This is a genomic window from Sphingorhabdus lacus, assembly GCF_009768975.1.
GTDB lineage: Bacteria > Pseudomonadota > Alphaproteobacteria > Sphingomonadales > Sphingomonadaceae > Sphingorhabdus_B > Sphingorhabdus_B lacus.
In genome coordinates, this window is sequence record NZ_CP035733.1 from 540,061 (window position 1) to 552,065 (window position 12,005).

The window sequence follows — 12,005 nt, forward strand, 5'->3', positions numbered from 1 at the left end:
ATGGCGCTAGCACGAATACTGATTGTCGACGATCACGCGCTTGCGCGCGAAGGTTTGAAGGCGGTTCTGGCGGGCGAAGGCTTTGAAATTGTCGGTGAGGCTGCAACGGGGGAAGAAGCCGTTGCGCTCGTCAAAAAATATCTGCCCGACATTGTGCTAATGGATGTCCGGCTCGGTTCCGGAATGGACGGGTTGCAGGCAACACGGGCGATTGTGGCCCTAGATCTGCCAACCCGCGTTCTCATGCTCACACTGCACGATATGCCCGCCTATGTGCGAGAAGCTCTGGCGGCAGGCGCTGCCGGATATGTCCTTAAGGACACCGCGATTGAAGACCTGCGGCGCGCAGTGACCCAGGTGTTGGCCGGGCAGACCGCGGTGCCGCTCGATTTGATGAACGCGGCGCTGCGCGCGCCGGAGCGCTCGCTGCGCCCGACAGATACCAAAGCAGTCCTCACCGAACGCGAGCATGAAGTGTTGATGCTGGTATCCCAAGGCATGACGAACAAGCAAATCGCGCGGACCCTGACCATCAGTCCGGCCACAGTGAAGGCGCATGTGGAGCGGATTATTGCCAAGCTCGGCGTTTCGGATCGCACCCAGGCCGCGGTCGTTGCCACCCAAGATCGCGCGAAGGACGCTTAAGCAATGCCTGCTGCAAAATCCGGTTGGGCGATAACCAGCTATTGGACTGACCGTCCGCTCGCGTTCAAAGGCCTCGTTGTTGTGGCGCTCCCGCTCGGCATTTTGTTCGGGGCGCTCATTTCCCTCTATTTGGCAAGTAATGCGGAATCGCGCGCCGAAGACGATGTTCGCCGTGCCTTTGCGATTCAGCGCGATACCTATCAGGTGCATGCCTTGCTGGCGGAAGCGGCGGCAGGTGTCAGGGGCTATGTCCTCACGAGTCAGTCGCGCTTTCTGGAACCCTATCGTAAAGCGGAGGCGGAACTGCCCGCGACCATGACGCGCCTCGATGCGGAAATCCGGGACGCGGAAGTGCGGCAACGGTTCGAACGCATCAGACAGGCCACAGTGCGCAAACGCGAAGGTCTGAAAAAAATTGTTGCGCTCGCCGGATCGCCTGCCGTCCGGTCCTCAAATGCACTCGCGATCGAAGAAGCGCTGATTTCGAACAAGATTGTTCTCGACGGAATGCGGCGGGAGATTGAAAATATCCAACGGCGCGAACGCGTTCTTCTCGACCAGAGGCAAGCCAAGGTCGATGAGGTGCGCAACCGCTTTCTGCTTCTGACAGCGATCAGCGCAATGATCGGATTGCTGGGCAGTCTTGCTGCCGTATATCTGTTCTCGACCGGCATCGTACGCCGCGTCCGCACACTCGAACATAATGCAGAACTGCTGGCGCGAGGCGAAGCCCTGACGCCCATGCCGGACGATGCTGACGAAATTGGAACTTTGGGGCAGCGGATGGACAGGGCGAGCGCCCTTCTTCGCGCACGCGAACAAGCGCTGCGTGAAAGCGAGGAACGTTTTCGCCTCGTTATCGAAGGGGTCCGCGATTACGGAATTTTTGTGCTCGATCCGGACGGCATAGTGGTGAGCTGGAATTTCGGAGCCGAGCGGATCAAAGGCTGGATGGCCGAAGAGATATTGGGGCAGCATTTCAGTCGCTTCTATCCCGAGGAAACGCGAACCTACCTGCCTTCGCAGATGCTCGAACGCGCGAGCGAAGCGGGTACCGCAGAGGATGAAGGGTGGCGTATCCGCAAGGACGGATCACGTTTCTGGGCAAATGTCGTGATCACCGCACTTTACGACGATCGCGGCGATCTCAGGGGCTTTGCGAAAGTGACCCGTGATATGACCGAGCGGCGCCGGTCGGAAGAGGCATTGCGCATTGCGCGTGAGGAGGCGGTCGCTGCAAGTCTGGCAAAAAGCGAGTTTCTATCCCGGACGAGCCACGAATTGCGGACGCCTCTCAGCGCGATTTTGGGCTTCGGGCAATTGCTGGAACTGGACGAGGAACAGTTTTCGCCACGGCATCAGGAGGCGGTGCACCAGATCATGAAGGCAGGTCGACATCTGCTGTCGCTGATCAACGACCTCCTCGACATTTCCAGTATTGAAGCCGGTGGTACCGAGGTGTCGATCGAAGATGTCGACATGAGCGAATTGCTGCAGGAGGTGCACGCATTTGCATCACCGATCGTAGCATCCGCGGGGCTGCAATTTGTCCTTGAATTACCCGCACCAGACCTCTTCGCCCAGGCAGACCGGCGGCGCGCGACACAGGTGGTTTTGAATCTGGTCGCGAATGCGGCGAAATATAATCGAAGCGGTTCGATGGTGCGCTTGTCGTGCCGACCCATTAACGACATGGTGCAGGTCTTGGTTGAAGACGACGGCGATGGCATTGATGTATCGGACATTCCCCGCTTGTTTACGCCCTTTGATCGCCTCGGGCAGCAAACCCGTGCCAAGGTGGAAGGGACAGGTCTCGGGTTGGCCCTTTCCAAACGGCTGGTCGAATCCATGCACGGCGAAATCGGTTTTGACGCCCGAGAAAAGGGCGCGTGCTTCTGGTTCACACTGCCTGTCGCCAAAGCCATTAAGGAAGATGAAAATTCATGCCAGCCAGACTGATCAGTAATCAGGAACTTCTTAGTCGACGCATTTTGGCCATCGATGACGAGGAAACCAACGTCCTTTTGCTCGCAAATGTGCTGGACCGGGAAGGCTATCGGGATGTCCATTGCCTGACAAACCCCGAGCAGGCACTAGAAATGTATATTAAACTATCACCTGATCTGGTGCTGCTGGATTTAATGATGCCGAAAGTTGACGGGTTTCAATTGCTCGAAGCCTTCTCGCGGCATGATCAACCCGACGAATTTCGGCCGGTCCTTGTCCTTACCGCGGATACGACCCTGCAGACCCGCCGACGTGCTCTTGCGCTTGGTGCGAAAGATTTTGTTGCGAAACCGTTCGACGTCATTGAAGTTGCTTTACGGATTTCCAATTTGCTGGAGACCCGCATATTGTATGAACGCCTTCGGCAGGGTTGAGTCCCGGCGCTGAATACAAATATAACCGCGAAAGATGTACTGGTATGAAATTGGGGAAGCTCAAAAACGTCATCATCATTCTGGCTGCGGCTACCACAGCCTGTGGCGGCGGCGGTTCTGGTGGCGGGGGCGGATCTGCTCCTCCTACCAGCATAACACCCACGCCGCCTCCGCCGACTTCCTCATCGTGCAGTCTTCGCAGTCGCCAGGATTTTGCTTTCGCCGTTCTCAATGAATGGTATCTGTTTCCAGAACTCTTGCCATCAAGTTTGAGCCCAGCGTCTTATACGACCGTCCAGGATTATATCGATGCTCTAACGGCAACAGCCCGTGCACAAGGCAAGGACCGTTTTTTCACCTATGTGACGTCCATCCAGGAAGAAAATGCGTTTTTCTCGTCCGGTTCGACCGCCGGTTTCGGTGTCCGTTTCGCCTATCAAGGCAACCGTCTGTTTGTCATAGAAGCGTTTGAAGGCGCGCCTGCTCTTGCGGCGGGGTTGGATCGCGGGACGGAAATACTTGCCATCGGAACGACGGGTTCGAACCTGGTCAATGTGAGCGACATTCTGGCGACCCAGGGCGCAAATGGCGTTACCGATGCATTGGGTCCAAGCACCGCGGGCACAAGCCGGGTTTTGCGTATATCCAATGCCTCTGGCACGCGGGACGTCACCGTGACAAAGGGCAATTTCAATATCGACCCCTTGTCGACGCGCTACGGCGTCAAAACCATCGATAATGGTGGTCAACGTGTCGGCTATATCAATATGCGGACATTTATTTCGACGGCCGATAACCAGTTGCGGACCGCATTTGCCGATTTCCGTGCGCAAGGCATCACCAATTTCGTGATCGACTTCCGCTATAATGGCGGCGGTCTTGTATCCACGGCCGAACTGATGGGCGATCTGCTCGGCGGCAACCGCCTCAGCAGCGATGTCTTTACCTTTACACGGTTCCGGCCATCCAAGTCGTCCAACAACGAAACCCGCCGCTTTAGCGCGCAATCGCAGTCGGTTTCGCCGGTGAAAATCGCCTTCATATCGACTGGCGCTACAGCGTCCGCGAGCGAATTGGTGATGAACAGCTTTGTACCCTTTTTAGGTGTCAATGCGGCTTTGGTGGGCAGCAACAGCTTTGGAAAACCTGTCGGACAGATCGCGCTGGATCAAACCGCCTGCGATGATCGCATCAGGGTCGTCGCCTTTGCCAAGGAGAATGCGGCCGGGCAGGGTGATTATTTTAATGGTCTGGCGCAAACCATGCGGACAACCTGCGCCGCGGCCGATGACATCACACGCCCTTTGGGCGACCCGCAGGAAGCATCGCTGCGTTCTGCGCTTGATTTCTTGGCCGGGCGAAGCTGCACCCCGGTCATCGCGGGCCAAAGCGCACAAAGCGCGATGTCGCAAAAGGAACGCCGGGTATTACCCTTGCCAGATGCACCTAATGTCGCACAGCGCGAGGTTCCCGGATCCTATTAAGGATCTGGAAAAACAGTGTAAATCTGAGTGAAAACTGGTTCCCCGGTAAGGATTCGAACCTCAATAGACGGAGTCAGAGTCCGTAGTCTTACCGTTAGACGACCGGGGAACAGTGGGCGGGCCTATATGCCGCTGCCGTGGGGTGGTCAACCCGCTGAATCGCAGGCCTTGCATCAGATTTGCAAAAATCTTGATATTTTAACCTGTTCGGCGTAGCACGGACGACAGGTACCGGCGGCTTATCCGAACCGGATAGAAAATAAGAAGAGAGTTACGGCCATGGGCGAAAATATCGCACCATCGCCGCATAAGGCACGTGGGCGTAAAAATAGAAAGTCGCCCCGTCGCAAGAAAGCGGCACCAAGGGCTGCTAATGGGCAGCCGGCTTCGGCCAATGTCGCTGCGCGTTCCGCAAAGCGACCATCCCAAAACGCACGCGCCGCAGCGGATGCGGGAAATAGCGCACATCCGGAAATGGCAGGCGCAGCGCAAGCCAACGATAGCGCGTTTTCGCGCCGCAACTGGTTCGAGCGGACGGCCTATGCCGCGCTTGACCTTGGCACGAACAATTGCCGGCTGCTGATTGCCAAGGCAGGCGGTGATGATTTTACCGTCGTCGATGCATTCTCGCGCGTGGTGCGACTGGGTGAGGGGCTGACGTCGACCGGGCGCATGAGCGATGAAGCCATGGACCGGGCGGTCGAAGCCTTGACGGTCTGTGCCGAAAAACTGAAAAAACGCAATGTGGTGCTCGCGCGATCGGTCGCGACCGAAGCGTGCCGCCAAGCCGTCAACGGTGCGCAGTTCATCGAACGCGTGAAGCGCGAAACGGGCATACATCTCGACATCATAAGCCCGAAAGAAGAGGCGCGGCTCGCCGTTATGGGTTGCCACGCGCTGCTTGAGGAAGGCGAGGGCCCTGCCTTGATCTTTGACATTGGCGGCGGCTCGACCGAGCTTGTTCTGGTGTCGACCGATGGCGTTGTGCCTGAAATTCTCGATTGGGTGAGCGTGCCGTGGGGCGTCGTATCCCTTACCGAAAGCGAGCGGCAGGATTCGGATGATGCCGAGAGCCTAGCTGCGACGTATCAGGTGATGCGCGACAAGGTTGGTGCAAGCTTTGCGCAATTTGCGGCGCGCCTACCCAAGGATGGCGGGCATCACCGGCTCCTCGGGACATCGGGCACCGTGACCACTTTGGCGAGCGTTTACCTGAAACTGCAAAGCTATGACCGCCGTGCCGTAGATGGCTTGCATCTGCCGACAGAAGCGATGCGCGCAATCAGCCGCGAACTTGCTAGCCGGACCGTTAAGGGCCGTGCCGAATTCCCCACCATCGGCCATGAGCGTGCCGATCTTGTCGTGGCGGGGTGCGCTATCTTGGAAGCCATTTTTGACATCTGGCCCGGTGAACGTCTGGGTGTCGCGGACCGCGGTATTCGCGAAGGTATCTTGCGAGCCCTGATGGCGAGCGATGCCAAACGTCGTAATCGGCGTAACTGATATGGCGGACAATCTCTTTGGCGGTAAAAATTCAGGCCGCAGCCTTGCCGGACGGCAAAAGGTCAAGACGGCCAAGCGGCGTACGGTGCAATCGGCCCGGTGGTTGGAACGGCAACTGAACGACCCCTATGTCCGCCGCGCGCAGTCGGAAGGTTACCGCAGCCGTGCTGCCTATAAGCTGGTCGAACTGGACGAGAAATTCCATATCCTGCGCGGGAAGCGTGCGGTGGTCGATCTGGGTATCGCACCCGGAGGCTGGGCGCAGGTCGTTCGCCGGCAAATTCCGAAAGCTGCCGTCGTCGGCATTGATTTGCTGCCTGTCGAGCCGCTCGACGGCGTTATCTTGTTCGAGTTGGATTTCATGCACGACAGCGCGCCCGATCGCCTGATCGAGGCTTTGGGCGGTGCGCCGGACCTGATCCTGTCGGATATGGCGGCGAATACCGTCGGCCATAAGCAGACGGACCATCTGAGGACGATGGGGCTGGTTGAGGCGGCTGTGGATTTTGCGGTCAATGTTCTGAAACCCGGCGGTGACTTTGTTGCGAAGGTGTTTGCGGGCGGAACCGATCCAGCCTTGCTGTCGATCCTCAAAAGCAATTTCACGACGGTCAAGCACGCAAAGCCGCCCGCCAGCCGCAAAGGCTCGGTCGAATGGTATGTGATCGCCCAGGGAAAGAAAGCTTGAGCCTAAATTTCAGGCTCTGATTGCTGGAATCATTTCTGTTTGCGCGCCTTTGCAATGGCGTCTTTCAGCGCATCATAGCCCAATGCGCCTTCGAGGATCTGGCTGCCGATCACGAATGTCGGCGTCCCGTTAAAGCCGACCTGCTGCATCAGCGCCAAATTGCTCTCAATCTCGGCTTTGGCTTTGGAAGATGCTGCAAATACCTCCGCAGCGGCAATGTTCAGGCCGGCCTTAGTTGCTGCAGCACGGATGCTTTGGGCATTGGGCGGACCTGCATCGAACATGGCGTCGTGAAATGCCTGATGCTTGCCCTGCTGTGCAGCGGCGAGGGCCCATGCGGCGGCCTCACGGCTTGCAGGGGATAAAATCGGGAGCTCGCGGTAGATCAGGTGAATATTGCCGTCATCTTTCAGCAGGCGCTTCACATCGGCGACGCTCGCGCGGCAGAAGCCGCAGCTATAATCGGTAAATTCGACGAGCGTAACATCGCCCTTCGGATTACCCGCTTCGGCACCGGGAAAGGGTGTAGTCACTTTGTCCTGAACCGATGAAAGTCGTTTCGCGGATTCCCGCTGTTGCAGGATTTCAACCGCTTCAGTGATGATTTCGGGATTTTCCAAAAGCGTTGCCCGAACCAGCGCTTTGGTAGCCTCGCGCTGCGCATCGGACATTCCGGCGGCGGCGACAGCAGAATCGGCGGCGCTTGTGGCCTGCTCGGCATTTTTCCCGCTAATCGCCGAAAATGCATCGGGTGACTGGCGTTCAAAAAAATATACGCCAACAATGATCAGCAATACTGTCCCGAGCGCTGCGATAACGAGGGGGATGCGGTTGTTTTTAACAATGTCGTTCATGATGGGGGGGCTTTACGCGAATAGGAGAAATTGACCAGTGGTTGCACGCAACGGGACTTAACGCCGCCGCTTCTTCAACTGGGCCAGTTGTGCTTCGGCAACCATGTTGATGTCCTGCGCACGGATCCAGTCCGGCGTATATTCAGGCAGGCCCGCCATTGCGGTCTGCGCATTGGGGAGCGCAAATTGGGGTGCGCCCTCCATCAGATAGCGTTCCGCACTGGCAAGCGCGGCACGTGCGGTATCGCCCTTTTGTTCATAGACAACGCCAAGCTGGTACCAGGCGAAGGGGTTCTGGTTGTCCTTGGTCACGGCGGCTTTCAGAACGGTCGCGGCTTCATCAAGGTTCGACTTGTCTTCGGTAGCAATAAGGGCATGGCCGAAAATCGCCGCGATCAGCGGCTGGTTTCCGGTAAGCTCGACGGCCTTGCGGAGCGGTGTGACCGCGTCGGCGGGTTTTCCGGATTCGAGCAGGATCTGGCCGTGAAGCTCCAGAAAATAGGGATCGTTGGGCGCGGAGGCGACGAGGGAAGAGGATTCATCCAAAGCCTTTTGCGGGTAGGCCCCCTTATGCCAGGCATAGGCGCGCGCATAGCGGGCAGGGACGCTCTTGTCGTTTTCCGGATAGTCGCGCATCGTCTCCTTGGGGTCTGCCAAAAAGCCGGTCAGCTTGGCTTTGATGCGTTTGAAATCATCTTCCCATTTCTGGTTCAGCGGCTTGTTCCAGGCGGGATCTGCCGAATAGGTGTCTTCCAATACGGAAACACGCTCACCCGACAGCGGGTGGGTCCGCCCGTAGCTGTCTTCCTGCGGAATGCCGAGGCGGAATTCGTAATTCTGGAGCGTCTTGAAGAAGTTGATGGAGCCTTTGCCGGTAATCCCGGCAGCGGACAGATAGCGCGCACCCGAAGCATCCGCCGTGCCTTCCTGCGCACGGCTGAACGCAAGAAACTTACCAAGCGCCGCCTGCTGCCCGGCGGCCATGATTCCCATGCCCGCTTCGCCAGCGCCAGCGGCAATGGCGGCTGCGGCCAGGATCAACGTCGCAATGCTGATGCCTCCTGCGGCACTTGCGCCGTCCGAATAGCGAATGACGTGGCCACCTTCGATATGGCCCAATTCATGCGCGATTACGCCTTGCACTTCATTGGCGGTCTTTGCTGCCTCGATCAGGCCGCTGTGGATATAGACAATCTGTCCGCCTGCCACAAAAGCGTTGATCGACCGGTCGTTGATCAGGACGATGTCGACATTGGCCGGATCAAGGCCGGCTGCCCTGATCAAAGGCGCTGAAATTTCTTCGAAAAACGCTTCTGTTTCGGCATCGCGCAAAACGGATTGCGCCATCGCCGGTTGCACGCACAAGGTAAGGGCCAGAACGCACGCGATGACTGCCCGCAAATGGCGAAGTGATATGCTCAACATATGCGCCGTTGTGGCGTTAACAAAGTGAACAGGCAATGAAGAATCGGTTTGCGGACCACAAAGAAAACCCCGCCGGTCGAAACGGGCGGGGTAATCCTTATGCATGATCGGTTGTCTTAACCGAAAGTGCGCTGCCACCAGCCAGTGCGGGGCGGTGCGTCACTCTCTGCCGCTGGTTCAGCGGCGGGCTCTGCTTTCGCCTCCTTTGCAGGGGCTTTTTTACGGGGTGCCTTGGCTTTGGCAGGTGCGACTTCTTCCGCAACCACTTCGGGCTCGGCGGCGGGCGTTTCGGCTTTCGCCTTGCCACGCTTTTTGGGCGCTGCCTTTGCAGTTGGTTCGGCTTCCACCGGAGCTTCGATAGCCACTGCCGTTTCGGCCTTAGGTTTTGCCCGGCTACGACGCTTCGGCTTTTCCTCAGCAACCGGTTCAACAGCTACTGGCTCAGCCGCAGCAACCGCTTCTACTTCAACCGCTTCTGCGGTGGCTTCACCGGTTTCCGCTTCGCCACGTTCGCGTCCACGACCACCTCGGCGGCCACGGCGTGTTTTCGGCTTGGTCTCCTCGGCGGTTGGTGCTTCGGGAGCGTCGTTTTGCTCGGCGCTCTCGGCCGCAACTTCGCCTTGGCCATCGCCATTTTCAGGACGTTCGTCACGATCGCGCGACTTGCCGCCGCGACGGCCTCGCCGACGTTTGCGACGACGGCCTTCGCCACCTTCGCTGTCGTCGCGGGGACGGTCTTCGCGTGCACGGCGCGGTTCGCTGACTTCTTCCTCTTCGACTTCGGTGTCGTCGATTTCGTCTTCGAAATCATCTTCTTCGAGATCGATGATGGGCGGCAAGGCAACAGGTGCTTCGGGGCGTGGTCCCGAACTGCTGACCGCCAATTTCGCACCTTCGGTTTCGCCATTGGGGACGATCAGAATGCGGACATGATAGCGTTCCTCAATGTCGGCCAATTCGCTGCGCTTGTTATTAAGGCAGTAAATTGTCGCTTCCTGGCTCGCTTGCAGCACGATTTGGTTGCCATTGCCCTTTGCGGCTTCCTCTTCGATCAAGCGCAATGCGGACAGTGCAGCGGAGGAGGCGGTGCGGACGAGGCCTGTGCCTTCGCAATGCGGGCACTGGCGTGTCGATGCCTCCAGAACGCCGGTGCGCAAACGCTGACGGCTCATTTCCATCAGGCCGAAGCCCGAGATACGACCGACCTGAATCCGGGCCCGGTCATGCTTCAGGGCTTCCTTCATCGCACGCTCGACTTTGCGGGCGTTCGAATGATGCTCCATATCGATAAAGTCGATGACAACCAGACCGGCCATGTCGCGCAAACGCAACTGACGGGCAATTTCGCGTGCGGCTTCTAGATTGGTCGAAAGCGCGGTGGCTTCGATGCCGTGTTCTTTTGTCGACCGGCCGGAGTTGATGTCGATCGATACCAACGCTTCAGTCGGGTTGATCACGATATAACCGCCCGATTTCAGCTGTACGATCGGCTGATACATGGCGTTCAACTGGTCTTCGACATGGTAGCGCTGGAACAAGGGCACAGGGTCGGCATAATGCTGCACACGCTTGGCGTGGCTTGGCATCAGCAGCTTCATGAAATCCTTGGCGGCTTTATACCCTTCAGGACCTTCGACGAAGACTTCCTCGATATCCTTATTATAGATATCGCGGATGGCGCGCTTGATCAGGTCACTGTCGGTGTGGATCAGCATCGGCGCAGCACCGCGCAGCGTGCGCTCGCGAATTTCATCCCACAAACGCGCGAGATAATCGAAGTCGCGCTTGATTTCAGGCTTGGTGCGGGCAAGTCCGGCGGTGCGGATGATGCAGCCCATGGTCGATGGCAGGGTCAGGTCGGAAATGATCGACTTCAAACGCTTCCGGTCGGCTGCACTGTGGATCTTGCGGCTGATGCCACCACCATGCGAGGTGTTGGGCATCAATACGCAATAGCGGCCTGCAAGGCTGAGATAGGTGGTCAGAGCTGCGCCTTTATTGCCGCGCTCTTCCTTTACCACTTGCACCAGCAAAACCTGACGGCGGTGGATAACGTCTTGAATCTTGTACCGGCGGCGCAGGTTCATGCGCTTGGCGCGAACCTCATCGCTGGCTTTTGGAGCGCGGCCTTCGCCACCATTGCGACCACCACGTCCACGACGACGGCGGTTGTTGCGTGAATTGGCGTCGTCCCGTGCGTTTTCTTCTGCGGACTCGTCGCCATTGGCGCTGAGGTCAGGTTCTTCGCCTTCACTCATATCGATGGTGTCGACGCTGTCGTCGCTGTCGATTTCGATGAAATCGGACACTTCGTCTTCACGCTCTTCCGAGCCTTGCATAATGTCGGAGGGCTCTTCGCTCTCTTCTTCTTCCTGTTCGCGAAGTGCGGCTTCTTCAGCGGCAGCCTCGGCTTCTTCAGCCAAAAGACGTTCACGGTCTTCTTTGGGGATTTGATAATAGTCAGGATGGATTTCGGCAAAAGCCAGGAATCCATGGCGATTGCCGCCATAATCGACGAAAGCCGCCTGAAGCGACGGTTCGACCCGGGTTACTTTTGCGAGATAGATATTGCCTTTGAGCTGCTTGTGCTCGGCCGATTCAAAATCAAACTCCTCAATCCGGTTTCCTGTTACGACTGCGACCCGGGTTTCTTCCCGGTGACGCGCGTCGATGAGCATACGCGTGGTCATTAAATTTACTCCAGCGGGTGACCGCTCCGGTTGTCAGCCGTAGGCCGCCCGCTCTATTGTTGGTGCCAAGCCGCATCGGACGCGGGGCGTCGGCGTCGGCATGGCGATATGGTGGATAAGAAAAAATTGCGTCTGCTGCTTTTGCATGGCGGGCGAATTTCGCGCGCGCTTGATTTCCAGCCCATACGCCGTTCCCTTGAAGGGCGGCGGTGGCGGAAATATCATGCTTCATGCAGCGTCAACCTGTTAAACGGCCACGAAACAATGTGGCCCCGATAAAAGGGACCAAAAAATATAAGCCCCACACAGCATTGCTAGCACCCGTTTGCCCTAAC

General features: G+C 57.7%; 9 protein-coding genes and 1 tRNA gene. 6 read left to right on the forward strand and 4 right to left on the reverse strand.

Annotated elements, in window-relative coordinates:
* Genes EUU25_RS02430 through EUU25_RS02445 form a run of 4 tightly spaced genes read left to right on the forward strand, consistent with a single transcriptional unit; the run spans position 1 to position 4,510 of the window.
* Positions 1-645: a response regulator gene (locus EUU25_RS02430; protein ID WP_158897970.1), complete on the forward strand. Its 645-nt coding sequence runs from the start codon at positions 1-3 to the stop codon at positions 643-645.
* A gap of 3 nt (positions 646-648) precedes the next feature.
* Positions 649-2,604: a sensor histidine kinase gene (locus EUU25_RS02435; RefSeq protein ID WP_158897972.1), complete on the forward strand. Its 1,956-nt coding sequence runs from the start codon at positions 649-651 to the stop codon at positions 2,602-2,604.
* Positions 2,589-3,026 (forward strand): response regulator, encoded by a 438-nt coding sequence (locus EUU25_RS02440; RefSeq protein WP_158897974.1) that lies wholly within the window; start codon positions 2,589-2,591, stop codon positions 3,024-3,026. The genes EUU25_RS02435 and EUU25_RS02440 overlap by 16 nt, the downstream gene beginning before the upstream one ends.
* A 44-nt stretch (positions 3,027-3,070) precedes the next feature.
* On the forward strand, positions 3,071-4,510 hold the full coding sequence (locus tag EUU25_RS02445) for a S41 family peptidase (protein WP_158897976.1): 1,440 nt from the start codon (positions 3,071-3,073) through the stop codon (positions 4,508-4,510).
* Between the two features lie 35 nt (positions 4,511-4,545).
* Here the strand turns inward: EUU25_RS02445 and EUU25_RS02450 are convergent.
* Positions 4,546-4,619 (reverse strand) — tRNA-Gln (locus EUU25_RS02450).
* Between the two features lie 170 nt (positions 4,620-4,789).
* Here EUU25_RS02450 and EUU25_RS02455 point away from each other — a divergent pair.
* Both EUU25_RS02455 and EUU25_RS02460 read left to right on the forward strand, forming a co-directional pair.
* On the forward strand, positions 4,790-6,013 hold the full coding sequence (locus EUU25_RS02455; protein ID WP_158897978.1) for a Ppx/GppA phosphatase family protein: 1,224 nt from the start codon (positions 4,790-4,792) through the stop codon (positions 6,011-6,013).
* A gap of 1 nt (position 6,014) precedes the next feature.
* On the forward strand, positions 6,015-6,701 hold the full coding sequence (locus tag EUU25_RS02460; protein WP_158903044.1) for an RlmE family RNA methyltransferase: 687 nt from the start codon (positions 6,015-6,017) through the stop codon (positions 6,699-6,701).
* 29 nt (positions 6,702-6,730) lie between these two features.
* Here EUU25_RS02460 and EUU25_RS02465 read toward each other — a convergent pair whose 3' ends face one another.
* From EUU25_RS02465 to EUU25_RS02475, 3 genes are all read right to left on the reverse strand, one after another.
* Complete coding sequence (locus EUU25_RS02465) at positions 6,731-7,555, reverse strand: DsbA family protein (protein ID WP_158897980.1); 825 nt, start codon at positions 7,553-7,555, stop codon at positions 6,731-6,733.
* Positions 7,556-7,612: 57 nt separating this feature from the next.
* Complete coding sequence (locus EUU25_RS02470) at positions 7,613-8,980, reverse strand: M48 family metalloprotease (protein ID WP_158897982.1); 1,368 nt, start codon at positions 8,978-8,980, stop codon at positions 7,613-7,615.
* A 116-nt stretch (positions 8,981-9,096) separates the two neighbouring features.
* Positions 9,097-11,670: an Rne/Rng family ribonuclease gene (locus EUU25_RS02475; protein WP_158897984.1), complete on the reverse strand. Its 2,574-nt coding sequence runs from the start codon at positions 11,668-11,670 to the stop codon at positions 9,097-9,099.
* Positions 11,671-12,005: the final 335 nt, after the last annotated feature.